This window comes from Janthinobacterium sp. JC611 (assembly GCF_018682595.1).
Lineage (GTDB): Bacteria > Pseudomonadota > Gammaproteobacteria > Burkholderiales > Burkholderiaceae_D > Janthinobacterium.
In genome coordinates, this window is sequence record NZ_JAFLJN010000009.1 from 1 (window position 1) to 24,733 (window position 24,733).

The 24,733-nt window shown below is 64.1% G+C and carries 26 protein-coding genes and 1 riboswitch; of the genes, 20 read left to right on the forward strand and 6 right to left on the reverse strand.

The window, feature by feature from the left end; translation table 11 throughout:
- The first annotated feature begins 252 nt into the window (after positions 1-252).
- The 13 genes from cobT to J0O65_RS07575 all read left to right on the forward strand — a co-directional run bounded on the left by cobT (position 253) and on the right by J0O65_RS07575 (position 13,131).
- A complete protein-coding gene (gene cobT / locus J0O65_RS07515) occupies positions 253-1,293 on the forward strand; it encodes a nicotinate-nucleotide--dimethylbenzimidazole phosphoribosyltransferase (RefSeq protein ID WP_215405571.1) in 1,041 nt (346 codons plus the stop codon).
- A 4-nt stretch (positions 1,294-1,297) separates the two neighbouring features.
- Positions 1,298-2,101 carry an adenosylcobinamide-GDP ribazoletransferase gene (locus J0O65_RS07520; RefSeq protein ID WP_215405573.1) on the forward strand — a complete coding sequence of 268 codons (804 nt, stop codon included), beginning with the start codon at positions 1,298-1,300 and terminating at the stop codon, positions 2,099-2,101.
- Positions 2,102-2,117: 16 nt separating this feature from the next.
- On the forward strand, positions 2,118-2,672 hold the full coding sequence (locus J0O65_RS07525) for a histidine phosphatase family protein (RefSeq protein ID WP_215405575.1): 555 nt from the start codon (positions 2,118-2,120) through the stop codon (positions 2,670-2,672).
- Between the two features lie 44 nt (positions 2,673-2,716).
- Positions 2,717-2,958: riboswitch (cobalamin riboswitch) on the forward strand.
- A gap of 128 nt (positions 2,959-3,086) precedes the next feature.
- The gene (locus J0O65_RS07530; protein ID WP_215405577.1) at positions 3,087-4,958 is read left to right on the forward strand and encodes a TonB-dependent receptor domain-containing protein; all 1,872 of its coding nucleotides are present in this window, start codon (positions 3,087-3,089) and stop codon (positions 4,956-4,958) included.
- Positions 4,959-5,046: 88 nt separating this feature from the next.
- Positions 5,047-6,072: a FecCD family ABC transporter permease gene (locus tag J0O65_RS07535; RefSeq protein WP_215405579.1), complete on the forward strand. Its 1,026-nt coding sequence runs from the start codon at positions 5,047-5,049 to the stop codon at positions 6,070-6,072.
- Positions 6,073-6,079: 7 nt separating this feature from the next.
- A complete protein-coding gene (locus tag J0O65_RS07540) occupies positions 6,080-6,847 on the forward strand; it encodes an ABC transporter ATP-binding protein (protein ID WP_215405582.1) in 768 nt (255 codons plus the stop codon).
- A 1-nt stretch (position 6,848) separates the two neighbouring features.
- Positions 6,849-7,481 (forward strand): cob(I)yrinic acid a,c-diamide adenosyltransferase, encoded by a 633-nt coding sequence (cobO, locus tag J0O65_RS07545; protein WP_215405584.1) that lies wholly within the window; start codon positions 6,849-6,851, stop codon positions 7,479-7,481.
- Between the two features lie 7 nt (positions 7,482-7,488).
- A complete protein-coding gene (gene cobU / locus J0O65_RS07550; RefSeq protein ID WP_215405586.1) occupies positions 7,489-8,055 on the forward strand; it encodes a bifunctional adenosylcobinamide kinase/adenosylcobinamide-phosphate guanylyltransferase in 567 nt (188 codons plus the stop codon).
- The gene (gene cbiB / locus J0O65_RS07555) at positions 8,049-9,002 is read left to right on the forward strand and encodes an adenosylcobinamide-phosphate synthase CbiB (protein ID WP_215405588.1); all 954 of its coding nucleotides are present in this window, start codon (positions 8,049-8,051) and stop codon (positions 9,000-9,002) included. The genes cobU and cbiB overlap by 7 nt, the downstream gene beginning before the upstream one ends.
- Positions 8,995-9,981, forward strand: a complete 987-nt coding sequence (gene cobD, locus J0O65_RS07560) for a threonine-phosphate decarboxylase CobD (protein WP_215405590.1) — start codon at positions 8,995-8,997, stop codon at positions 9,979-9,981. The genes cbiB and cobD overlap by 8 nt, the downstream gene beginning before the upstream one ends.
- The gene (locus tag J0O65_RS07565; RefSeq protein ID WP_215405591.1) at positions 9,978-10,877 is read left to right on the forward strand and encodes a cobalamin-binding protein; all 900 of its coding nucleotides are present in this window, start codon (positions 9,978-9,980) and stop codon (positions 10,875-10,877) included. Before cobD ends, J0O65_RS07565 begins: the two co-directional genes overlap by 4 nt.
- Entirely contained in the window at positions 10,874-11,680 is an 807-nt protein-coding gene (locus J0O65_RS07570; RefSeq protein WP_215405593.1) for an ABC transporter substrate-binding protein, read from the forward strand. Before J0O65_RS07565 ends, J0O65_RS07570 begins: the two co-directional genes overlap by 4 nt.
- Positions 11,677-13,131 (forward strand): cobyric acid synthase, encoded by a 1,455-nt coding sequence (locus tag J0O65_RS07575; protein ID WP_251373591.1) that lies wholly within the window; start codon positions 11,677-11,679, stop codon positions 13,129-13,131. The genes J0O65_RS07570 and J0O65_RS07575 overlap by 4 nt, the downstream gene beginning before the upstream one ends.
- Positions 13,132-13,134: 3 nt before the next feature.
- Here the strand turns inward: J0O65_RS07575 and J0O65_RS07580 are convergent, their stop codons facing one another.
- Positions 13,135-14,283, reverse strand: a complete 1,149-nt coding sequence (locus J0O65_RS07580) for a hypothetical protein (protein WP_215405595.1) — start codon at positions 14,281-14,283, stop codon at positions 13,135-13,137.
- 206 nt (positions 14,284-14,489) lie between these two features.
- On the opposite strand from J0O65_RS07580, the gene J0O65_RS07585 reads away from it, so the two are divergent.
- From J0O65_RS07585 to yacG, 7 genes are all read left to right on the forward strand, one after another.
- On the forward strand, positions 14,490-15,962 hold the full coding sequence (locus tag J0O65_RS07585) for a DHA2 family efflux MFS transporter permease subunit (protein WP_251373592.1): 1,473 nt from the start codon (positions 14,490-14,492) through the stop codon (positions 15,960-15,962).
- Positions 15,963-16,035: 73 nt separating this feature from the next.
- Complete coding sequence (locus J0O65_RS07590) at positions 16,036-17,232, forward strand: type II secretion system F family protein (RefSeq protein ID WP_215405597.1); 1,197 nt, start codon at positions 16,036-16,038, stop codon at positions 17,230-17,232.
- Positions 17,233-17,364: 132 nt separating this feature from the next.
- On the forward strand, positions 17,365-18,525 hold the full coding sequence (locus tag J0O65_RS07595) for an acyltransferase family protein (protein ID WP_215405599.1): 1,161 nt from the start codon (positions 17,365-17,367) through the stop codon (positions 18,523-18,525).
- Between the two features lie 185 nt (positions 18,526-18,710).
- Entirely contained in the window at positions 18,711-19,580 is an 870-nt protein-coding gene (locus tag J0O65_RS07600) for a prepilin peptidase (RefSeq protein WP_215405601.1), read from the forward strand.
- Positions 19,581-19,614: 34 nt separating this feature from the next.
- On the forward strand, positions 19,615-20,262 hold the full coding sequence (gene coaE / locus J0O65_RS07605; RefSeq protein WP_215405603.1) for a dephospho-CoA kinase: 648 nt from the start codon (positions 19,615-19,617) through the stop codon (positions 20,260-20,262).
- Positions 20,263-20,324: 62 nt separating this feature from the next.
- Positions 20,325-21,080, forward strand: a complete 756-nt coding sequence (zapD, locus tag J0O65_RS07610; RefSeq protein WP_152254332.1) for a cell division protein ZapD — start codon at positions 20,325-20,327, stop codon at positions 21,078-21,080.
- Between the two features lie 18 nt (positions 21,081-21,098).
- Complete coding sequence (gene yacG, locus J0O65_RS07615; protein WP_034785391.1) at positions 21,099-21,290, forward strand: DNA gyrase inhibitor YacG; 192 nt, start codon at positions 21,099-21,101, stop codon at positions 21,288-21,290.
- Between the two features lie 3 nt (positions 21,291-21,293).
- Here the strand turns inward: yacG and J0O65_RS07620 are convergent, their stop codons facing one another.
- The 5 genes from J0O65_RS07620 to argJ all read right to left on the reverse strand — a co-directional run bounded on the left by J0O65_RS07620 (position 21,294) and on the right by argJ (position 24,580).
- The gene (locus tag J0O65_RS07620) at positions 21,294-21,710 is read right to left on the reverse strand and encodes a PIN domain-containing protein (protein WP_215405605.1); all 417 of its coding nucleotides are present in this window, start codon (positions 21,708-21,710) and stop codon (positions 21,294-21,296) included.
- A gap of 4 nt (positions 21,711-21,714) precedes the next feature.
- Positions 21,715-21,924: a FitA-like ribbon-helix-helix domain-containing protein gene (locus tag J0O65_RS07625; protein WP_152254330.1), complete on the reverse strand. Its 210-nt coding sequence runs from the start codon at positions 21,922-21,924 to the stop codon at positions 21,715-21,717.
- 120 nt (positions 21,925-22,044) lie between these two features.
- Positions 22,045-22,467 carry an NUDIX domain-containing protein gene (locus tag J0O65_RS07630; RefSeq protein WP_215405607.1) on the reverse strand — a complete coding sequence of 141 codons (423 nt, stop codon included), beginning with the start codon at positions 22,465-22,467 and terminating at the stop codon, positions 22,045-22,047.
- On the reverse strand, positions 22,464-23,345 hold the full coding sequence (locus J0O65_RS07635) for an ATP-binding protein (RefSeq protein ID WP_215405609.1): 882 nt from the start codon (positions 23,343-23,345) through the stop codon (positions 22,464-22,466). The genes J0O65_RS07630 and J0O65_RS07635 overlap by 4 nt, the downstream gene beginning before the upstream one ends.
- Positions 23,342-24,580, reverse strand: a complete 1,239-nt coding sequence (argJ, locus tag J0O65_RS07640; protein ID WP_215405611.1) for a bifunctional glutamate N-acetyltransferase/amino-acid acetyltransferase ArgJ — start codon at positions 24,578-24,580, stop codon at positions 23,342-23,344. The genes J0O65_RS07635 and argJ overlap by 4 nt, the downstream gene beginning before the upstream one ends.
- Between the last annotated feature and the right edge of the window lie 153 nt (positions 24,581-24,733).

Genomic DNA, 24,733 nt, shown 5'->3' on the forward strand with positions numbered 1-24,733 from the left:
TACTGCTCTCGCGCTATCGACAAAGCGTTGTGTTTGTCAACTGCGAAGAAGGAAGAGTATGAAGCGTTTGCAGCATTTCGTCAACCTTCTTTTTCACCCTGCTTTACTCGGCATTTGCATGCGTCGTTCAGCGAGGGGGCGAATTATAGCCCTCCCCCCGCAGACTCCGCAAGCGCTATTTTGCAGTTGGGCAAATATTGCTGTGTGATATCGTAGTGCCGACCATACCCTGCCTTATTCACCTTGATTCCCATGCCTATCCCACACATCAGCCCCACCGCCAACCCCGCCCTGAGCAGCGCACTCGAACATGCCATCAACAGCAAGACCAAGCCGCTGGGCAGCCTGGGACTGCTGGAAACCCTGGCCCATCAGATCGGCCTGATCCAGCAAAGCACGCAGCTGACCTTGCAGCAGCCTGCCATCATGGTTTTCGCGGCAGACCATGGCGTCGTCGCCGAAGGCATTTCCGCTTATCCACAAAGCGTGACGTGGCAAATGGTAGAAAACTTCCTCGGCAACGGCGCCGCCATCAATGTCTTTGCACGCCAGAACGATTGCGCCTTATATATAGTGGACGCCGGCGTGAACCATGACTTCGGACCGCGCGACGGCTTGCTTGACCGCAAGCAGGGTCCCGGCACCCGCAACTTTGCCAAGGAACCTGCCATGAACCAGGAGCAATGCCTGGCCGCCATGCAGGCCGGGATGGACCTGGTCGCCACCTTGCACGGCAATGTGCTGGGCTTTGGCGAAATGGGCATCGGCAACACCACCGCTGCCGCCGCCCTGATGCACAAGCTGACGCAAACACCGGTCGCCGACTGCGTGGGCGCCGGCACGGGCCTGTCCAAGGAAGGCATATTGCACAAACAGCAGGTGATCGAAGCGGCTGTCGCCCACCATGCGGATGCCCAAGAGCCACTCGACGTGCTGGCCACCTTCGGCGGCTTCGAAATCGCCATGATGGCGGGCGCCATGCTCAAGGCAGCCGAACGGCGCATGATTCTGCTGATCGATGGCTTCATCGTCAGCAGCGCACTGCTGGTGGCGGCGCGTCTGCAGCCGGCCATTCTCGATTACTGCGTGTTTTCGCACTGCTCCGATGAAAACGGCCATCGCCAATTGCTGGCCAGCCTGGGAGCGCGTCCGCTGCTGCACCTCGATTTGCGCCTCGGCGAAGGCACGGGTTCGGCGCTGGCCCTGCCGCTGCTGCATGCGGCCGTCAACTTCATGCGCGAGATGGCAACCTTCGCCTCGGCCCAGGTCAGCGAAAAATCCACGCCAGACTAAGACCATGAGCAACCCCGTTTCCGCCGCAATCCACCAGTGCCGTCTGTTCTTCATCGCGCTGCAATTCTTCACGCGCCTGCCGATACCGCGCTGGGTGGGATTCGAGCCGGCCTGGCTGCAGCACGCCTCGCGCTACTTTCCCCTGGTGGGTCTGGTGGTGGCGGCCATTTCCGGCGCGGTGTATCTGCTGGCCAGCTGGCTCCTGCCTTCCGCGGTGGCCGTGCTGCTGGCCGTCGCCGCCGGCATCTATCTGACGGGCGCCTTCCATGAAGACGGTTTCGCCGACATGTGCGACGGCTTTGGCGGCGGCTTGACGCGCGAGCGTGTGTTGGAAATCATGAAGGATTCGCGCATCGGCGCGTATGGCGCCATCGGCATCATCTGCCTGCTGGCCATCAAGTGCACGGCGCTGGCCTCGCTGCCGCCACACATCGTCGTGGCGACACTGTTCATCGCCCATCCGCTCTCGCGCCTGGCCGCCGTCTCGCTGATCCGATTCATGGACTATGCGCGCGACGAAGGCAAATCCAAGCCGATGGCGCAGGAAATGACTACCGCAGAATTCATCATCGCCGCCGTCTGCGCCCTGCTGCCGGCCATCGCCTGCGGCACTCTGGGGATATTCGACTGGGCCACGCTGGCCTTTGCCGCCGTGGCGGCGGCGGCCGCTGCTTTCTGGCTAGGCCGCAAATGCCAGCACCGCCTGCAAGGCTATACGGGCGACTGTCTGGGCGCCGTGCAGCAGGTGGCGGAAGTGACGATTTACCTGGCCATCCTGTCGAGTTTCCAGCCTCCCGTGCGCTTCTAGCTTCTATTAAACAAGCATGCGCCTGATCCTCGTCCGCCACCCCGCACCGCAAGTGACCAGCGGCACCTGCTATGGCCGCAGCGACGTGGCGGTGGCGCCGCACGAAATGGCGACGGTACGCGCCAGCCTGCAAGCGACTTTGCCGGCCGGTGTACCGCTTTACGCCAGTCCGCTGCGCCGCTGCGCCGGCCTGGCGGCGGCATTGGCGCAAGACTTGCCTTCCAGCGCACTGCGCTTCGATGCGCGGCTGGAGGAGATGGATTTCGGCGCCTGGGAAATGCAGCCCTGGCACGCGATTGCGCGCACGGAAATCGATGCCTGGGCGGCCGACCTGGCCTGGTATCGCCCCGGCGGCGGCGAGAATGTACTGGCGATGGCCGCCCGTGTCGATGCATTTTTAGGCGATCTGTTGCGCGAACAACACGAAACTGCCGTCATCATCTGCCATGCGGGTACCATCCGCCTGCTGTCGGCACTGCAGGGCAGGCTGCCATTGGAGGAAACGGCCTTGCTGGCCGCCCGTTCCGTCCATAAAATCGCCTATGGTGCGACGGTCGTCGTCGATTTCTGATATCGAATCGACCAGCCGGCCATTTCAGTCCACGCCCACTGCACGTATAATGACCGGGTTTTGGTGCCCGCGCTCATGTCCATGAGCGCAGTTAAACGGGAAACACGATGCCGCGCTCGCGGCGAACGTGTGCTGCCCCCGCAACGGTAAGCAAGTGTCGCCCCTCCCGACAGGAAGCGGACGACAAGCTATCTCTGACAACCACTGTGCTTGCAATCATCGAGCATGGGAAGGTGGGATAGCCGCACTTGCCAGCCCGGATACCGGCCAGGACAGGTGGAAGTGTGCGAACGGGGATGTTCGCGATCCGAATGGCCGACTGGCCGTCTTCGATCGTCATCGTCAGTTCCCACTTCTGTTCAATCTGGCCTACGGGGACGTCGGCTGGTTGCATATTACTTACTGAAAACTATCATGACCCATGCTGTTTCCCGCCACGCGGCCCTCACGTCGCTCGCGCTAGCCATTGCCGCGCCTGCCGCTTTCGCCCAAGCCACGCCAGACACCTTCGATCCCATCGTCGTCACCGCCAACCGTTACCCGCAGCACCTGAGCGAAGTATTGAGCGATACGCAGACCATCAGCTCGGAAGACATCGCGCGCTCGGGCGCCGGTACGCTGATCGACCTGCTGCAAAAGCAGCGCGGCATTGAGGTGACGCGCAACGGCGGCGCAGGCACTGCGGCCAGCGTATTCATCCGCGGCGCGAACAGCAACCAGAATATCGTCCTGGTCGACGGCGTGCGCATCGGCTCGTCCACCCTGGGCACGGCCAACTGGAGCGCCCTGCCCCTGTCGAGCATCGACCACGTTGAAATCGTCTACGGTCCGCTGAGCACCATGTATGGCGCCGATGCCATCGGCGGCGTGATCCAGATCTTCACCAAGAAAGGCGACGGCGCGACGCGCTTCTCCGCTTTCGCAGGCTATGGCAGCAACAACACGCGCCAGGCGGAAGCCAGCGTTGCCAGTTCGACGGGCGGCGCGAACAGCTTCAGCTACGCGCTGACCGCAGGCAAGGAAAAGTCGGACGGCTTCTCCGCATCCAAGCTGGGCGCCTCCTCGTTCACCTACAACCCGGACAAGGACGGCTACGACAAGGAAAGCATCAGTGGCCAGTTCGGCTACCAGATGGCCAAGGGCCATGAAGTCGGCCTGGTTCTCCTGAACAGCAAGTTGAAGGCACAGTACGACGCCGGTCCTGGCTACGATGCACGCAGCAACCAGAAACTGGAAAACATCTCCGTCTTCACGAAGAACGAGTTCCTGCCCAACTGGACCAGCGAACTGCGCTACGCGGAAGCGCGCGACAAGTCGGGCGACGACAGCAGCGCCGAATCGTGGGGCAAGAGCCAGATCGACACCAAGCAGACCGACATCACCTGGCAAAATGACATCCGCTTCGGCCGTGACAACCTGCAACTGCTGGCCAGCTACCGCGATGAAGACGTCATGTCGAGCAGCACGCCGGAAGTGACCGGCTCACGCAACACCAAATCCTTCGCCGCCGCATACAACATGGTGCGTGGCGCGCATTTGTTCAATATCAGCGGCCGCAGCGACGACAGCTCGGCATTCGGCTCGCACAATACGGGCAGCGTCGCCTACGGCTACCGCATCAGCAATGCACTGCGCGCCAACGCCAGCTACGGCACCAGCTTCCGGGCACCGACCTTCAATGAACTGTACTATCCGGGATATGGCCTGGCATCGAACAAGCCGGAAACGGGCCGCAACGCGGAAATCGGCCTGCACTACAACGACGGCGTCTCGCAAGCCAGCGCGACCTACTACCGCAACAAGGTCACTGACCTGCTGGTCAACACCACACCTTGCCCGGATCCGCTGTTCAACGGTAGCTTTGGCTGCGCCTACAACGTGAACAAGGCGTTGCTGGAAGGCCTGACACTCGCTGGCGCGCGCAAATTCGGCGCCTTCAATGTCAGCGGCAACATCGACCTGCAAGACCCGCGCGATGAAACCAAGGACAAGCAGCTGCAGCGCCGCGCCAAGCAGCACGCCAACTTCGCCGTCGACTACACGACTGGCGCGCTGACGTCGGGCGCCGAGTGGCAGTTGTCGGGCAAGCGTTTCGATGATGCCGCAAACAAGAACACTTTGGGTGGCTATGGCCTGGTCAACCTGTACACCACCTACCAGTTCGCCCGCGACTGGTCGGTGCTTGCGCGCTGGAACAACATCGCCAACAAGGATTACGAACTGGCGCGCTTCTACGCAACGCCAGGCTCGAAAGTCTTCGTCGGTGTGCGTTACGGCGTGAAATAAGCTTGTAGTAATGATGTAAGCTGCGGGCGATGGCATGCCGCCGTCGCCCGCAGATGCAGTTCTGCAGTCCCCGTTTTTAAGGCAGTACATGCACCCATTTTTCCGCAATATGCGCCACCGCGCCACCGTCATCCTCACGGTGCTGATCGCGTGCGCGATTGCCAGCCTGATTTTCTCCGGCATGATCGGTTCGATCGCGATTCCGCTCGCCGACCTGCCTTCCGCCCTGTTCCACGTCGTGCAGGGCAAGACCGACACCCTCGCCGCCACCCTGCTCGACCTGCGCCTGGGCCGCGCACTGACCGCCTTTGTCACCGGCGCGGCGCTGTCGCTGGCCGGCCTGATGATGCAGGCGCTGCTGCGCAATCCCCTGGCCGATCCTTACGTGCTGGGCATTTCCGCCGGCGCTTCCGTTGGCGCGCTGGCCGCGCTGCTGTTCATGTGCGCGCTGTGGGTGGTCGACGCGGCCGCCTTTGCCGGCGCCGTCGGCGTGTCCATGCTGCTGTACTTTTTTGCGCGCCGCGACCTGCGCGGCGGCACGGCGGCCGAAGGCGGCGCCTCGCTCTTGCTGCTGACGGGCGTGATCCTGGCCTCGGCCTGCATGGCCATCGTCACCCTGATGCTGTCCATCGCCCCGGAAAGCCGCTTGCGCAGCATGGTGTTCTGGATGATCGGCGACCTGTCCGGCGCGCCCGCGCGGCTGATGCCCTGGCTGGTCCTGGCGGGCGCCCTGGTCTTCGCCTTGCGCAGCGCGCGCTCGCTGAACGTCATGGCGCTGCACGCGGAAGCGGCCAGCACCCTGGGCGTGCGCGTGGGCGCCCTGCGAAAGGGACTGTTCTTCTGTTCCGGCCTGCTCACGGCCAGCGCCGTCACCAGCGCCGGCAGCGTGGGCTTCGTCGGCCTGATCGTGCCGCACGCGCTGCGCTTTGCCTGCGGCCCCGACCATCGCCTGCTGATACCGGCTGCCGCGCTGGCCGGCGGTACCTTCCTCGTACTGGCCGACACGCTTGCACGCACCGTGCTGGCGCCCTTGCAGCTGCCCGTCGGCGTGGTCACGGCCATGATAGGCGCGCCCGTCTTCCTGTACCAACTGCACCGGCTGCGCAGGAGATGAAACAAGCATGATACGTACCTACCAACTCGGCCTGAAGGCAGGCACGCGCTCCCTCGTGGAAAACCTCATCTGGCACATCAGGGATGGCGAATGCTGGAGCGTGATCGGCCGCAACGGCGCGGGAAAAAGCACCTTGCTGCGCACCCTGGCCGGCTTGCGCGAACCGGACGCGGGCCACGTGACGATACAGGGCCGCGCCCTGGTCGACTGGCCCCTGGAAGAACTGGCGCGCGAACGGGCCTTCCTGGCGCAGGCGCGCCACGATGCGTTCTCGTACCGCGTCATCGAAACCGTGCTGTCGGCGCGCCATCCGTATCACGACAACCATTACTGGGAAGGCAGCGACGACCAGCGCATCGCCCTGGCGGCGCTGGCGTCGATGGAAGTGGAGCACCTGGCGGAGCGCGACGTGCGCAGCCTGTCGGGCGGCGAGCGCCAGCGCGTGGCGATCGCCGCCATGCTGGCGCAGGATACGCCCCTGCTGCTGCTGGACGAACCGGCCAATGCGCTGGACCTGGCGCACCAGGTCAGCGTCATGGGCCTGCTGTCGACACTGTGCCGCGAACAGAATAAAACCGTGGTGATGGTGGGGCATGACCTGAACCTGGCGCACCGCGTCTCGACCCATGCGCTGCTGCTGATGGGCGACGGCGGCTGGCTGGCCGGTCCCGTGGCCGACGTGATGCAGGCGTCCATCCTGGGCGACTACCTGGGCCACCCTATCGACATCATCGATCACGGCAAACGCAAGATATTCATACCGAAAGAGGACTGACATGAGCGACAAGAAGACCATCGACGCGGACACCGCGGCCATCAACGAACGCCACCGCGTGCGCATGGAACGCAAGAAAGCCATCATCGACGCGGCCATCGCCAAGGCCGACAAGGAAATCGGCATCATCATCGTCAACACGGGCAATGGCAAGGGCAAGAGTTCGAGCGGCTTCGGCATGGCCATCCGCGCCATGGGCCACGGCATGAAGGTGGGTGTGGTGCAGTTCATCAAGGGCGCCATGTCGACGGGCGAAGAGAAATTCCTGCGCCGCTTCCCCAACGAGATCAGTTTTCATGCGATGGGCGAAGGCTATACCTGGGAAACGCAGAACCGCGAACGCGACATCGAAAAAGCCGAACTGGCATGGGAGCAGGCGAAAACCTTCCTGGCAGACCCCAGCTACGGCCTGGTGCTGTTCGACGAACTCAATATCGCCCTCAAATACAACTACCTCGACGTGCACAAGGTCATCGCCGACCTGCTGGAACGCCCGGCCATGCAGCACGTGGTCATCACGGGCCGCGGCGCACCGGACGAACTGATCGCCATCGCCGACACCGTCACCGAGATGGCCGTCGTCAAACATGCGTACGCGGCCGGCATCGGCGCGCAAATCGGCACCGAGTGGTAACAGCGCCATGACGCGCACCCTGGTCTTCGGCGGCGCCCGTTCAGGCAAGAGCGCCTATGCGGAAAAGCTGGCCCTCGAGTCGGGCAAGGAAGTGGTCTACCTCGCCACCGCGCAAGCGGGCGATGAGGAAATGGCCACGCGCGTCAGGCATCACCGTGCGCAGCGCCCGGCCGAATGGACCACGCTGGAAGAACCGCTGCGCCTGGGCGACGCCATCCTGCGGCAAGCGCGCCCCGGCCGCCTGCTGCTGGTCGACTGCCTGACCCTGTGGTTGACGAATCTGATGTTTTCCACTGGAGAGGCTTACCCGGACGTGGGCGACATCGCCCTGCCCGAACTGTTCCACAGAGAGCGCGCGCACCTGCTGTACGCGCTGGCCGAAATGGCGGACACCGATTGCGACCTCGTTCTCGTCTCGAACGAAGTGGGCATGGGCATCGTGCCTTACGGCGCCATCTCGCGCTGCTTCACCGATGAAGCGGGCCGCCTGAACCAGGCTGTGGCGGCCGTGTGCGACAAGGCCGTCTTTGTCGCCGCCGGCCTGCCGCTGCACCTGAAAGGCGGCCCATGCTGAGCGGCTTGTCGCTGCCCATGCTGGCCGCCTTGATGGCGGCCGGCGTGCTGCTCGACATGCTGCTGGGCGAAACGCGCCGTTGGCATCCGCTGGTGGGCTTTGGCCGCCTCGCCAGCGCGCTGGAACGCCTGCTGAACCGGGGCCGCGGACGTTTTCTGCGCGGCGCGCTGGCCTGGTCGCTGGCCGTGCTGCCCATCAGTTATGCCGCCTACCGGCTGTGCGGCCTGGCGGGCGCCGCCCTCCACGTCTTGCTGCTGTACCTTTGCCTCGGTTTGCGCAGCCTGCGCGACCACAATCAGCCGATCGCCGACGCCCTGGCCATCGATGACCTGGACAAGGCGCGCCTGCTGACGGCGCGCATCGTCAGCCGCGACACGGCCGACGCCGACGCGGCCAGCCTGGCCAAGGCCAGCACGGAATCCCTGCTGGAAAACGGCAACGACGCCGTCTTCGGCACCCTGTTCTGGTTTGCCGTGGCGGGCGGCCCCGGCGCCGTGCTGTTCCGGCTGGCCAATACCCTCGACGCCATGTGGGGCTACCGCAACGCACGCTACGACTGGTTCGGCTGCTGCGCCGCGCGCATCGACGATATCCTCAATTACCTGCCGGCGCGCCTGACGGCCCTGTCCTACGTTTTGCTGGGCAAGAGCATGGCGGACAAGCAGCGCGCGTGGCACTGCTGGCGCAGCCAGGCCCCAAGCTGGGGCAGCCCGAACGCGGGGCCCGTGATGGCCAGCGGCGCCGGCGCCTTGGGCCTGGCCCTCGGCGGCGACGCCATCTACGACGGCGAACTGGAATGCCGCCCGCCGCTGGGCAGCGGACGTCCCGCCGAAGCGCGCGACATCGACCGCGCCTGGCGCCTGGTGGCCGAAACGGCCGTGCTATGGCTGATCTGGATGGCGCTGCTCGCTGGCCTGTCCTACCTTCGGGAGACCTATCTTGCTTGAACATGGCGGCAACCTGCGCGATGCCGCGCGCGAGTACGGCCGGCCCGTCGCCGACTGGATCGACCTGTCGACCGGCATCAATCCGCACTGGTATGCAGCGCCGGCACCCGACGCCAACGCCTGGCACCGGCTGCCGGAAGCCGATCCCGCGCTGGCGGCCGCCGCCTGCGCGTATTACGACGCGCCAGCCATGCTGCCCGTGGCCGGCACGCAAGCCGCCATCCAGGCCCTGCCCCGGATGCGGCCACCATCGCGCGTGGTGGTGGCCGCGCCCTCGTATGCGGAACATGCGCACCACTGGGGCCAGCACGGCCACCAATTGCGCCAAGTGCCGTATGCGCGGCTGGCCGAAGCCGTCGACCACTGCGACGTGCTGGTCGTCTGCAATCCGAACAACCCCACGGGCGAGCGCATCGCGCCCGAGGTATTGCTGGAATGGGCCGGCAAACTGGCCGCGCGCGGCGGCTGGCTGGTGCTCGATGAAGCGTTTGGCGACACGGAAATGCAAGCCAGCCTCGGTGCGCATACGCATCGACCAGGCCTCATCGTGCTGCGCTCCATCGGCAAATTCTTTGGCCTGGCGGGACTGCGCCTGGGCTTTGTCGCCGCCCATCCCGCCTTGCTGGCGCAACTGGCCGACATGCTGGGCCCATGGAACGTCAGCGGCCCGGCGCAGCACGTGGCGCTGGCCGCCTTGAACGATACGCACTGGCAGGCGGCGATACGCGAGCGCCTGCGCGGCGAAGGTATTCGCCTGCGCCAGTTACTGGCCGCACACGGCATCGCCAGCGGCGGCACGGCGCTGTTCCAGTGGTGGCCGGAAGAACGCGCCGAAACGTTCTGGCGCCACATGGCGCAATCGGGTATCTGGGTGCGCCTGTTCCGCCACGCGGCCCACGGCATCCGCCTGGGCCTGCCTCCCGACGAACACGGCTGGCTGCGCCTGCAGCAGGCCCTCACCACATGGAAGCACATATGAACCACTTGAAAACCGCACTGCTGCTGGCCGGATTGATCTCGTTGCAGGCGCATGCCGCCATCACCGTGCGCGACGACGACGGCAATACCGTCACCCTGGAAAAACCGGCGCAGCGCATCCTGGCGCTGGCGCCGCACGTCACGGAACTGCTGTTCGCGGCCGGTGGCGGCGAGAAGATCGCCGGCGTCGTCAGCTATAGCGACTACCCGGAAGCGGCAAAGAAGATCACGCAAGTGGGCGACAACCGCCAGTACGACATGGAGCGCATCATCGCCCTGAAGCCGGACCTGATCGTCGTGTGGATGCATGGCAGCGCCGAGCGCCAGATCGCCATGCTGCGCCAGCTGAAGGTGCCGATCTATCACAGCGAGCCGCGCAAGCTGGCCGACATCCCCGACAGCATGGAACGCCTGGGCCAGCTGATGGGAACGGAAAAAACCGCCAAACCGGCCGCCGCCCGGCTGCGCGCCAAGCTGGCCAGCTTGACGGCGCAATATGCGCAGCGTCCGCCCGTGCGCGTGTTTTACCAGGTGTGGGACAAACCCCTATATACCTTGAGCGGCGCGAGCATCATCAGCGATTCCATGCGCGTGTGCGGCGGCCAGAACGTGTTTGCCGCGATGAAGGTCGTGGCTCCCGTCGTCACGCCGGAAAGCGTGCTGCAGGAAGACCCGGAAGTCATTTTCGGCACCAGCGAAAAAAGCGATGCGCGCAGCGAAGGCGGCCTGGCCATGTGGCGCGCCTTCCCGTCGATGACGGCCGTGCGCCGGAATAATCTGTTCCGCCTGAATGGCGACCTGCTCAACCGCGCCGGTCCGCGCATGATCGAAGGCACGGCCGCCATGTGCGAACAGCTGGAAGTGGCGCGCCAGCGCCGCGCCAAGTCCGCGCCATGAGCCACTATCAACGCATCGCCTGTCTGTCGACGGAAGCCGTCGAGACGCTGTATGCGCTGGGCGCCGAATACGTCATCGCGGGCATCTCCGGCTTTACCGTGCGCCCGCCCCGCGCGCGCGCGGAAAAAACCAAGATCAGCGGCTTTTCCTCCGCTGACCTGGCACGCATCCTGGCCGTCCAGCCCGACCTGGTGATCGGCTTTTGCGACATGCAGGCCGATATCTGCCGCGACCTGGTCAAGGCCGGCATCGAAGTGCACCAGTTCAACCAGCGCACGGTGGACGGCATCCTGCGCATGATCGGCGTGCTGGCCACGCTGGTGCGGCGCGAGGAAGCGGGCAAAGTGCTGGTCGCCAGCCTGCGCGCGGACATCGCCGCCGCCCGGGCCCGCGCCGCGGCCTGGACGCGCAAGCCCGTGATCTACTTTGAAGAGTGGAACGATCCCCTGATGAGCGGCATCGGCTGGGTGGCGGAATTGATCGACATCGCCGGCGGCACGGACGCTTTCCCGGACCTGTCTGCCCATCCTGGCGCGAAAGAGCGCATCATCGCCAATCCACACGAGGTGGTGCGGCGCGCGCCCGACATCATCATCGCCAGCTGGTGCGGCAAGAAGTTCCAGCCGGCGCAGCTGACGGCGCGCCCGGGCTGGGATGCGATTCCCGCCGTGCGCAATGAGATGCTGTTCGAGATCAAGTCGCCCGACATACTTTCGCCCGGTCCGTCCGCCATCACGGAGGGCTTGGGCCAGCTCAGCGACATCATCGCGCGGTGGCAAGAGCAGCGGGAGCGGCAGGCATGAAAAGTACCTTCCCCGCCCTGATGGTGCAGGGCACGACATCCGACGCGGGCAAGAGCACCGTCGTCGCGGCACTGTGCCGATTGTTGAAGCGCCGTGGCGTGACGGTGGCGCCCTTCAAGCCGCAAAACATGGCCTTGAACAGCGCGGTGACGAGCGACGGCGGCGAGATCGGCCGCGCGCAAGCCTTGCAGGCGCTGGCCTGCGGCATCGCGCCGCACACGGACATGAATCCGGTGCTATTGAAACCGTCATCGAACACGGGCGCGCAAGTGATCATCCACGGCAAGGTGCGCGCCGAAATGGATGCGCGCGACTACCAGCAATATAAAACCATCGCCATGGGCGCCGTGCTCGAATCCTACGCGCGACTGCGCCGGCAGTACGACGCCGTCGTCGTCGAAGGCGCGGGCAGCCCCGCCGAAGTCAACCTGCGCGCGCGCGACATCGCCAACATGGGCTTTGCCGAAGCCGTCGACTGCCCCGTGATCCTGGTGGCCGACATCGACCGGGGCGGCGTCTTCGCGCACATCATCGGTACCCTGGCCTGCCTGTCCGACAGCGAACGGGCGCGCATCGTCGGCTTCGTCATCAATCGCTTCCGCGGCGACATCTCGCTGCTGCAACCGGGCATCGAGTGGCTGGAACGGCAGACGGGCAAACCCGTGCTGGCCGTGCTGCCCTACTTGCAAGGCCTGTTCCTCGACGCGGAAGACGCCGTCGAATCGATGCAGGCCGAACGGGGCGCCTTCAAAGTGGTGGTGCCGCAACTGCCGCGCATCAGCAACCACACGGATCTCGACGCGCTGCGCGCCCACCCCGGCATCGACCTGCAATTCATCCAGCAGGGGCAGCCGATTCCAGCGGCCGACCTGGTGATCCTGCCCGGCAGTAAAAACACGCGCGGCGACCTGGCCTGGCTGCGGCAGCAGGGCTGGCCCGCCTATCTGGCCAGGCACCTGCGCTATGGCGGCAAGGTGCTCGGCATTTGCGGCGGCTTCCAGATGCTGGGGCACAGCGTGTGCGATCCGCTGGGCGTGGAAGGCGCGGCGGGAGAATCAACGGCACTGGGCCTGCTCGACATGGCGACCGAGCTGACGAGCGACAAGCGGCTGGAACAGGTGCACGGCCACTGCGCCTTCGCCAGTGCGGCCGATGCACCCGTGGCAGGCTATGAAATCCACATGGGCGTCTCGCATGGCGCGGCGCTGGCGCAACCGGCCTTCGTCATCGACGGCCGTCCGGAAGGAGCGGTATCGGGCGACGGACAAATCCTCGGCAGCTATTTGCACGGCATGTTCGACACGCCCGCCGCGTGTTCGGCGCTGCTGCGCTGGGCGGGGCTGGACTCCGGCCACACGGTGGACACCGCCGCCCTGCGTGAGGCCAGCCTGGAGCGCATCGCCGACGCGGCGCTTCCGCTGCTGGCCGCGCTCGACGCGCTCCCGCGCTAGACCTTACTTTTTCAGGCACATCGTCAGAAAGGAGCGGTCGGTCGAAAACTCGACCGCCATGCTCGACGACAGCGGCATGAACATCGAATAATCGACCGGCGCGTCGGCCGGGTCCTTCAGCACGGCGATGCCATCGACATCGACGGCCTGCGCACCCAGGCCCAGCTTGTTCAGGGTCACGTTTTCCGCGTGCACCTTGCCCGTACCATTGTTCGTGATGGTCGCCACATTGCCCGCGATGTCGATCTTGCCCGTCGTGCCACCCTGCGCCGCACAGGCATAGCTGCCATTGATTTCCGTGCCGATCTTCTGCTGTTGGGCCGCCACGATGGTGCCCACGCGCAGGACGTTTTCCTGGTTGCGGCTGTAGCGGTCGATGAACAGCGCCAGCCCACGGTCCCCCGCATGCACGTGCACGATGCCGAAGTCCTGGCCGCCCTGGCGGGCGACGAGCAAGCCGTTTTTCGCATCCTTTACCAGGGTCAGGCTGGCGTTTTCCGCTTCCAGCTGCGGCGATACTGGCGAGCACACGCCTTGCGCATTGAACACGCCGCCATTGCACAGCTGGGCCGCGCCGTCGGCGGCGATCCTGAGACTGCCTTTCGGATTGAAACGGTCGCCGCCGTTCGAGGCATTGCGCATGGCGCCCAGGAAAATATAGCTGCCGGCCAGCCTGGCCACGTCGCCCACCGCATAGCCGGTGCCGCTGACGGTCGAGACCATGCTGCCCAATTTGATATTGCCAGACAAAACACGCGTGCGCGCATCGACGGTGACGCTGAAATCCGTTGCCGTGTAGGTCGTGAGATTGCCGGTGGTGGATGCGGTAAACGTGCCGCTGCGGTCGCTCAAACCGAACTGCGTCGACAGCACGCGGATCGCGTAGGTTTTCTTGACGTGGTCGAAGGTGATGCGCCACGTGTCGCCGATATCGGCCGCCACGTCATATACCGTCTCGTCCGCATTGGCGCCGGCGATCACGGCCAGGCCAGCCTGGGCCGCGACCGCTTGCGAGGCGACCGTCACGGGATCGGCGACGGGCGTGACCACGACGGGCGGCGTGACGGGTGCTGCCGACGTGCCGCCATCGCTGCCGCCGCCGCATGCGGACAGGGCCGCGCCCAGGACAAGAAAGGTCAGTGCATTTTTCATGTGGTGTGACTTTCGCGAAAGAGGAGGCCGGAGCTGCCAGAAAACACATGCTAGCCTTGCCCGCAATCTATTGCCATGGAACAAATGTTCCATGGACGATGCCCCGGCACGCTGCCAGAATGAAGGGCGCGGGCGGCACGCCTGCGCCATTTATGTGACAATTCACCGTACTGTCGGCTCCGTTTCTCCTCCTCAGGCTCGCATCCATGACCAGTTCCCCGATTAAAAGCTACCTTCCCTGGGTGGTCGCCACCGCCCTGTTCATGGAGCAACTCGACTCCACCATCGTCAACACCGCCATTCCCGCCATGGCCGCCAGCCTCAACGTGACGCCGCTGAGCCTGAAGGCCGTCGTCACCAGCTATATCCTGAGCCTGGCCGTGTGCATTCCCATCAGCGGCTGGATGGCCGACCGCTTCGGCACGCGACGCGTGTTTTCCGCCGCCGTTGCCATCTTTACCATCGCTTCCATCCTGTGCGGTCTGTCCGTGAATGCACCCATGCTGGTGGCCGCGCGCCTGCTGCAAGGGGTGGGCGCGGCCATGATGATGCCGGTGGGCAGGCTCACCATCATCCGCACCTTTCCCAAGTCGCAATTGCTGGCGGCCATGAATTTCGTCATCATCCCGGCCCTGATCGGCCCCCTGCTGGGCCCCACGGTGGGCGGACTGATCGTGCACTGGCTGTCGTGGCGCGAGATTTTCTTCGTCAACGTGCCCGTCGGCCTGGCGGCGCTGTACCTGGCGCACCGCTACATGCCCGATTACTATGGCGACAAGCCCCGTCCGCTGGACCTGATCGGCCTGGTGCTGTTCGGCACGGGCATCGCGCTACTGTCATGGCTGCTGGAAATCTTCGGCGAACACCGCATCGACGGCACCTCGTTCGCCGTGCTGCTGCTCATCTCCATCAGCCTGCTGGCCGCGTATGCCTGGCATTCGAGCGAAGTGCTGCACCCGCTGCTGCGACTGACCCTGTTCAAGATCCGCACCTTCCGCGTCTCCGTGGTGGGCGGCTTCGTCACGCGCCTGGGCGTGGGCGGCCTGCCCTTCCTGTTGCCGCTGTTGTACCAGCTGGGTCTGGGCTTGCCCGCCTGGCAGTCGGGCTTGCTGATGATGCCGTCGGCCGCGGCCGCCATGGGCATGAAATTCATTTCCGCGCGCGTGCTGGCCCGCTTCGGCTACCGCCAGGTGCTGATCGTCAACACCGTGCTGATCGGCGTCACCATCGCCATGTTTTCGCAGGTGGGCGTGGGCACGCCGCTGTACGCCATCGTCGGCATCAGCCTGTGCATGGGCTTTTTCAATTCGCTGCAATTTTCCAGCATGAACACCATCGCGTATGCCGACGTCGACAAGGCCGACTCCAGCATGGCCAGCACCATCGCCAGCTCGATGCAGCAACTGTCGATGAGCTTTGGCCTCGCCTTCGGTTCGCTGATCACGGGCTGGTACCTGGGCGACATGCCGCAGTCGGACCGCGCCATGCTCAGCACGGCCCTGCACCACGCCTTCCTGACCCTCGCCGCCCTGACGGTGCTGTCCTCGCTGACCTTCTGGACCTTGCGCCGCGACGATGGCGAAAGCATCAGCAAGGGCACGGACAGCGACGAGGAAGAGGCGGCCGACGTGAAGGCCCAGGCCCTTGTGCAAACGGAAGTGCAAACCACGAAAGGCTGAGCCACATCAAGCTTGCCGCCGGCGCCGCTGGTGCTTTTGCCGGACGCTGCTACCGTGACGGCAGGAGGTGCACATGGCGGCCGAACGGCGCTTTGCGTGGAAGGGCACGGACCGCCATGGCAAGGCGGTCGACGGCGTCTTGCGCGCCGCCGACGCCAGCGCCGCCAAGGTTGCGCTGAGACGCCAGGGCATCCTGGCTACCCGGGTGCAGGCGGCGCGCCCCGCACCGGGCAAGGCCATCACGCGCAAGGATATCGCGCTGTTTACGCGCCAGCTGTCGACCATGATGGCGGCCGGTGTGCCGCTGCTGCACGCCTTCGATATCGCCGGCAAGGGTCACGCCAAGCCCGCCATCACCGAGCTGATGCGCGACTTGCGCCACGAGATCGAAGCGGGCAGCAGCCTGCAGCAGGCATTCCGCCAATTCCCGCTGCTGTTTGACGAGCTGTATTGCAAGCTGCTGGCGGCAGGCGAACAGGCCGGCATCGTGCAGGATTTGCTGGCGCGCCTGGCCACGCACCAGGAAAAAGCCATCGCCCTGCGGCGGAAAATACGCGGCGCGCTGATGTATCCATTGGCCATCGTGCTCGTCGCCATCGTCGTCACGGCCATCATCATGAGCGTGGTCGTGCCCGCCTTTCGCCAGGTCTTCGACAGCTTCGGCGCGCCCTTGCCGCTGCCCACCCTGGTCGTCATGGGCGTATCCGCCTTCCTCGTCCATTACTGGCTGGTTCTGCTGGCGGCGCTCGTGCTCGCTTGCCTGCTGCTGTCCCTGGCCTGGCGCCGCTGGCCCGGCTGGCGGCGCAACGCGCAACTGCGGGCCTTGCGCCTGCCCGTGTTCGGCCCCCTGTTGCGCAAGGCGGCGATCGCCCGCTGGACGCGCACCCTGGCCGCCATGTTCGCCGCCGGCGTGCCGCTGCTCGACTCGCTCGGCCTGGTGGGCGCCGCCTCCGGCCACGCGCTGTACCAGGAAGCGACGGCGCGCATCGAGCGTGAAATCCGCGCCGGCGGCAGCCTGGCCCTGGCGATGGAGCACAGCGGCGTATTTCCCCCGCTGCTGACGCAACTGGCCCTGATCGGCGAGGAATCGGGCGCGCTCGACGCCATGCTGTCGCGCGCGGCCGATATCATCGAGGTGGACATCGACGCCACGGTCGCCACCCTTTCCACGCTGCTGGAACCGGCGCTGATGGTGGTGCTGGGCGTGCTGGTCGGCTCGCTCGTGATCGCCTTGTATTTGCCGATTTTCAAGCTGGGCACCGTGATCTAAGCAACAGCCAGCGGCTACAGTAAAACGCCAATTCGCCAGAGAAAAAGAAATTACCGCGTTGACAGGTATTGCCTGCCGGGTCAGACTTCGTCGCAACCTCACACCGTCAACGAAGGAGCCATGTCTTAATTCATGAAAAAACAAAATAAACTGGACTGGCTTGAAGCGCTCAGGGGAATTGCTGCCACGCTGGTGGTCCTGACGCATGCCCGCTACTTCATGCTCAATACGGCCAATTGGGAAAAGGCCGATGAAATACTCAGGCCGGGCGCCATGGGAGTCGACCTGTTCTTCATCATCAGCGGCTTCATCATGGCTTATTCGACGCGAAATTCGGATGGCAGCCTAGCCTACGCCAAGACCTTCGCCATCAAGCGCTTTGCGCGCGTGTGGCCCGTCTACGCCATCATCACCTTATGGTGGATAGCGGCAACGCAAGATGTCACCGCGTATTTCGGTTCCTATGACAATGTCATTCTATTTTTAAAAAGCATCTTCTTCATTCCCGTCACGATCGATAATCCGCCCTATTTTGGCGCGGCATTGCCCTTGGGCTGGACCCTGGAATTCGAGATGTATTTTTATGCCATCTTCTGCGCCTCGCTGTGTTTTAAACAATGGCGCTGGCTCGCGCTGTTCGCCTGGATGATCGCCACCGTATTGCTGATTCCCATGCAGCAAAATCCGGCCTTGTCGACCTACGATGCCACCAGAAACCTGTCTTATTCCTTTGTCTACTTCAACTTGATGAGCAATCCGATTATTTTCGAGTTCCTGGCAGGTGCCGCCATCGGGCTGTTGTACCTGCAGGACTGGGCCAGAATCAGGAATCCAGCCATCGCCTATCATCTGCTCGGTCTGAGCATCGCGTTGACCATCTGGCTCGGCTATTCGCGCGTAGTGGATTTCCACGGTCCCAGCAAATGGGGCGGCGCCCTGGCCATGACCGTGCTCGTCATGGCCATAGCCAGCAAGACCGTCAGGATTCCCGCCCCCCGCTGGCTGGTGTGGCTAGGTTCGATTTCCTTCTCGCTGTACCTCAGCCATACGATTACCCATCACTATTTCGGCCTGACCATGCTCAAGTTGGACATGGAAGCACATACGCACTCATGGGGCTATATCTTCATGACCACCGTTACGGCGATTTCGGTCGCGGCCGTAGTCCATCGCTACCTGGAGAAAATGCTTTCGGAATCCATACGCAACAAACTGCTGGCGCTGCTGGTCGAGGAGAAAAAACCGCTGCCTCGCGAACAGGACGGCAACGCCGCCGTGGTCACGAAAAAGTAGCCAAGCGCCGCCGACGAAATACCCGCGGCGTCTTTTGCCAGCCAGCACCGACGAACACATGCATGCTCGTCCAGCGTAAGATGGCAGATAAACTATACTCTCCTGGCTCGCGACGCCGGCCCCGCCATGGCCAGCGTTGCGGGCCATAATCCTGTGCTTGCCCACGCCAATTGGCGATAAAGATAATGCCTCCAGATACTCTGCTGTTCGCCGCGCCCGGCAATCTGCCCGTCGCCCTCGCCGCCGCCCTGTTCGGCCTGATCGTCGGCAGCTTTCTGAACGTGGTGATCCACCGCGTGCCGAAAATGATGCAGCGCGAATCCGATAACTACGTGGCGGAAGAAAGCGGCTTGCCCTTGCCGCACACGGACCGCTACAACCTGATGCTGCCGCACTCGAACTGCACCGCTTGCGGCCACCGCATCACGGCGATGGAAAACATCCCCGTCATCAGCTATCTGCTGTTGCGCGGCAAGTGCAGCGCCTGCCAAGCGCCCATCTCCGTGCGCTATCCGCTGGTGGAATTGCTGACGGGCGCGCTGTCGGCCCTCCTGGTCTGGCACTTCGGCAGCGGCTGGACGGGCCTGGCCACGCTCGTGTTTGCCTGGCTGCTGATCGCCATGACCTTCATCGATGCCGATACGCAAATGCTGCCGGACGACCTCACCTTTCCCCTGCTGTGGGCCGGCTTGCTGGTCAACATCAACGGCACCTTCGTGCCGCTGCAGGAGGCCGTCATCGGCGCGGCCGCCGGCTACCTGGCTTTATGGGCCGTGTACTGGGCCTTCAAGCTGGCGACAGGCAAGGAGGGAATGGGCTATGGTGACTTCAAATTGCTGGCGGCGCTAGGTGCGTGGCTGGGCTGGACCATGCTGCCGACGATCATATTATTGTCGTCGCTGGTGGGCGCCGTGGTCGGCATCGGCCTGATCGTCTTCGCCAAGCGGGGGCGCGACAAACCGATTCCGTTCGGCCCCTACCTGGCGGCGGCAGGCCTGATCGCCCTGCTGTACGGCACGCCCCTGTCGCACCTCACGCTGGGACTGACCAGCTGACCCGCGCAGCACTGCGCCCCCTATGGATACACACATGCAACGACAAAACGTCCCTTATTTCAGCGTGGGTCTCACCGGCGGCATCGGTTGCGGCAAGAGCACCGTGGCCGACCTGTTCGCCGCGCGCGGTGCCTCCATCGTCGACACCGACCAGATCGCCCACAGCCTGACGGCGCCGAATGGCGCGGCCATGCCGGCCCTGGTGGCGGAATTTGGCCCCGACTACGCCGATGCGCGCGGCGCCCTCGACCGCAAAAAAATGCGTGAACTGGTGTTTGCCGACGCCGCCGCCAAGGCGCAACTGGAAGCCATCCTGCATCCGCGCATCCGCGAGGCCACGCTGGCGGCGGCCGCCGCGGCGACGGGCAGCTACGTGATCTTTGCCGTGCCCCTGCTGGTCGAGTCCGGCGGATGGGTGGAACGGGTCAACCGGGTGCTCGTCATCGATTGCCTGGAAAGTTTGCAAATATCACGCGTAATGGCGCGCAATGGCTTATCGGAAGAACAAGTCAAGGCCATCATGGCCACGCAGGCCACGCGGGCCATGCGCCTGGCGGCGGCGGACGACGTGATCGACAACAATGGCGATTTGGCCGCCCTGGCGCCGCAGATTGCCCAGTTGCACGATTTATATCTGGCATTTTCAAAAAGAATGGCTGGAATCGGGCCGCAACGTTTGTAATTTGTCGACGCTTGGTTCAAAATCACGGGATTGTTTGCAGGTCCTTACTTAAGGGAATTATTTTGATTGTCTACGAATACCCTTTCAATGAACGCATACGTACCTTGTTGCGGCTGGAAGACCTGTACGACAAATTCAAGTTCTTCATCCAGCAAGAGCATGCAATGCAACATCATGTCGCCTTGGCAACCATTTTCGATATGCTCGAAGTGGCCGGCCGCGCCGACCTGAAGTCCGACCTGCTGCAGGAACTCGAGCGCCAGCGCCAGAGCCTGCTGGGCTACCGCAGCAATCCGAACGTGGAACCGGAAACGCTCGATGCCATCCTCGGCGAACTCGACAGTGTCAGCGGCGCCCTGGTGGCGGCGCAAGGCAAGACGGGCCAGAATATCCGCGACAATGAATGGCTGATGAGCATACGCGGCCGCACCATCATCCCCGGCGGCGCCTGCGAATTCGACTTGCCGTCCTACTTCGCCTGGCAAAAACGCAGCTGCGAGCAGCGCCTGACCGACATCCACGCCTGGTTCGCTCCGCTGGCGCCGCTGTTCGATGCGCTGGCCCTGGTCTTGCGCCTGCTGCGCGATTCCGGCGGCCCCGTCAAACTGATCGCCAATGGCGGCAGCTACCAGCAAATGCTGCAAGGCAAGGTGTACCAGATGCTGCGCCTGAGCCTGGACGAGAGCAGCGGCGCCATCCCGGAAATTTCCGCCAACAAATACATGCTGTGGGTACGTTTTACCACCCAGGGCGGCGATTTGAAACCCAAGCCGCTGGAAGAAGATGTGCCGTTCGAGCTCACGCTCTGTAATTTTTAACCGTTACGTATTTACCCCATCATGACCGTCGTTAATTGCCCTACCTGTGCCGCCAAAGTCGAATGGACTGAAGCCAACAAATACCGCCCCTTCTGCTCGGAACGCTGCAAGCAGATCGACTTGGGTGCCTGGGCCGAAGAGAAATACACGATCCCCGCCGCCGACCCGTTCGAAGATCCCCTCGCGGACGAAGACAACAAGCCGCAGTAACTCTCAGCGAAACGGATTTTCCAGGCGCAGCCCCTGCGCCGCGAAACTGTCGAGCCTGCCGCTGACCACCGTCAAGCCATAGGCGATGCCCATCGCCGCGATCTGTCCGTCGACGCCGTGCGCGGCGCCATCGCCATGCAGGCGCGCGCACACGAGCGCGCAATCGAGGTCGAATTCCAGCAGCCGCGGCGCATATTCCGCCAGCACGGCTTCCAGCCAGCCTTCCAACGCCAGTGCTTCCAGCGCCGCCTCGCGCCGCCAGCTGCGCTGTATGCCTGCGCGCAATTGCGCGATCGCCTGCACCGGCACATAGCGCATCTCCGGCGCCACCCGCGTGAAAAACTCAACCACGCCCGCCGGCGCAGCGCCGCCCATGCGCGCTGCAACGATCACATCCGTGTCGACCAGGTAGGCGGGCATGCAGTCAGGTGCGGCGCGCGAAATCCGTGTCCAGCCCCACGTCGGGCATGCTGCGCAAGATATCGTCGAGCGGACGCTTCGGCAGCGGCCGCAAGGCGTTGCGCAGGATATCGCGGTGCTCCTCTTCCATGCTACGTCCGTGCGCGCGGGCACGCTTGTGCAAGGCGGCAATCAACAATTCATCGGTATCGGTAAAGGTCAGTGTCAGCGGCATGCGAAACTCCCCGGTGCGTGATGAAAGCACTGTAGCGCAAAGCGCCGCCGATACAAGGAAAGTAACAGGAAAGCTTGCGCCAGCACGCAGCATGGCGCTGCCCGCCGGCACAAGTGGCAATCAGGCAGGCGCCAGGGATGTCCGGCGTACCTCGTCGAGCCATTCCAGCAAGGGAATGGTGGCCGGCAGCAAGGGTTCCACGCCAACCGTGCCCTGCCAGGCGAACGCCTGCCCTTCCAGGCTTTGCGGCTCGCCCCGCCATTCGCGGCTGATATAGAAATGCAGGCGCACGTGGGCGTGCGGATACACATATTCGACGCCGCACCAGGCCTCGGCACTATCGATATGCAAACCCAGTTCCTCGACAAACTCGCGCTTCAAGGCATCAAAAATGGCTTCGCCCGGTTCGACTTTACCGCCAGGAAACTCCCAATAGCCGTCATACGGCTTGCCGGCCGGGCGCTGGCCCAGCAACACGTCGCCATTCGGCTTCATCAGGATGCCGACGGCGACGTCCACCGGTTTGATTTTCACTTCGCTCATTGCGGCAACTTTCCAGCAGGTAGTTTCCCAGCATAATCGCGCGCGAATTGCCACGCCACCCGGCCCGAACGGGAACCGCGCTGCAAGGCCCAGCGCAGGGCGTCGCCGCGCGCTTGCGCGATCTGCTCCGGCGTGCAGCCGAACGAGGCAAGCCAGTGCGCGGCGATATCGAGGTAATCGTCCTGCTTGAACGGGTAGAACGACAGCCACAGGCCGAAGCGCTCGGACAGCGAAATTTTCTCTTCCACCGTCTCGCCCGGATGCAAATCGCCATCGTCGTCCGTCTTGTAGCTGCTATTGTCCGACATGCGTTCCGGCATCAGGTGACGGCGGTTCGAGGTGGCGTAGATCAGCACATTGTCCGATTGCGCGGCGATGCTGCCGTCGAGCGCCACTTTCAGCGCCTTGTAGCCGCTCTCGCCCTCTTCGAACGACAGGTCGTCGCAAAAGATGATGAAGCGCTCGGCGCGCGCCGCCACCAGGTCGACGATGTCGGGCAGGTCGGCCAGGTCGGCCTTGTCCACTTCGATCAGGCGCAGGCCCTGGCCGGCGAACTGATTCAGGCAAGCCTTGATCAGCGACGACTTGCCCGTGCCGCGCGCGCCCGTCAGCAGCACGTTGTTGGCCGGGCGTCCGCCGACGAACTGGCGCGTGTTCTGCTCGATCTGGGCTTTTTGCGTGCCGATATTGTGCAAGTCATCCAGGGCGATGTTCGACACGTGGGCCACGGCCTGCAGATACGGCGCGGCGCCGGGGCGCCGGCGCCAGCGGAAGGCAAAGCTGTTCCAGTCCGGCGCGGGCGCGGCCTGCGGCAGGATCGCTTCCACCCGCGCCAGCAACGCCTCGGCACGGATCAGGAATTGATCGAGGCCGGTCATGAGCGGTAGTCGGCGTTGATCGACACGTAGTCATGCGACAGGTCGCACGTCCACAAAGTGGCCGTGGCATCGCCGCGCGCCAGTTTCACGCGGATGGTGATTTCGCTTTGCTGCATCACGCGCTGCCCATCCTGCTCCTGGTAGTCCGGGTTGCGGCCGCCATTCTTGGCCACCCACACGTCGTCCAGGTACAGGTTCAGCTGGCCGACGTCCAGGTCGTCCACGCCCGCATAGCCGATCGCGGCCAGGATGCGGCCCAGGTTCGGGTCGGAGGCGAAGAAGGCCGTTTTCACCAGCGGCGAATGGGCGATGGAATAGGCGATCTTGCGGCACTCTTCCACGTTGCGGCCGTCTTCCACGGTCACGGTCATGAACTTGGTCGCGCCTTCGCCGTCGCGCACGATGGCTTGCGCGAGAAAAGTGGACAGTTCGGTCACGGCAGCGGCCAGTTCAGCGTAGTGCGGCGAATCGATGGAATCGACGACCAGGCTGCCGGCACCGGTAGCCACCAGCATGAACGAGTCATTCGTGGAGGTGTCGCCGTCGATGGTGATGCAATTGAACGACTTGTCGGCCGCCTGTTTCACCAATTGATCCAGCACCGCTTGCGCCACGGTGGCGTCGAACGCGAGGAAACCGAGCATGGTGGCCATGTTCGGCTTGATCATGCCGGCGCCCTTGCTGATGCCCGTCAGGGTGACCGTGTGGCCGCCGATGGTGACGCTGCGCGAACCGGCTTTCGGCTGCGTGTCGGTGGTCATGATGGCTTCGGCGGCCGAGAACCAGTTGTCCGGCGTCAGTGCGGCCACGGCTTGCGGCAAGCCGGCGACCAGGCGCTGCACGGGCAAGGGTTCGAGGATCACGCCGGTGGAAAACGGCAGGATTTGCTGCGGCGTGCAGCCCAGCAGCTCGGCCAGCGCGGCGCAGCTGGCCTGCGCGTCGGCCAGGCCCGATTCGCCCGTGCCCGCATTCGCGTTGCCCGTGTTGACCAGCAGCGCGCGGATCGGCGCGGCGCCTGCCGTCACGGCCGCCAGGTTGGCTTTCGCAATTTGCACGGGCGCGGCGCAGAAGCGGTTCAGGGTGAACACGCCAGCCACGGTGGCCGTCGGCGCCAGTTTCAATACCAGCAAATCCTTGCGGTTGGGTTTCTTGATGCCGGCTTCGGCAACACCGATTTCAATGCCGGCGACGGCTTTCAAGTCGGCGGCGACGGGCTTGGGGGAATTGACGGCCATGGTGATTTCTTCTGCGAGGGAAAAGGGAAGCGCTATTGTAGCGCCTTCGCGGCCCGGGTGAACATGCGGCAAGGGAATACTCGCGGCGGCGCCGAAGCGAAGCGGTTTGCGATTTATCAGAACCATGCCGCCGGGCGGCGCTAAGGTGGAAGA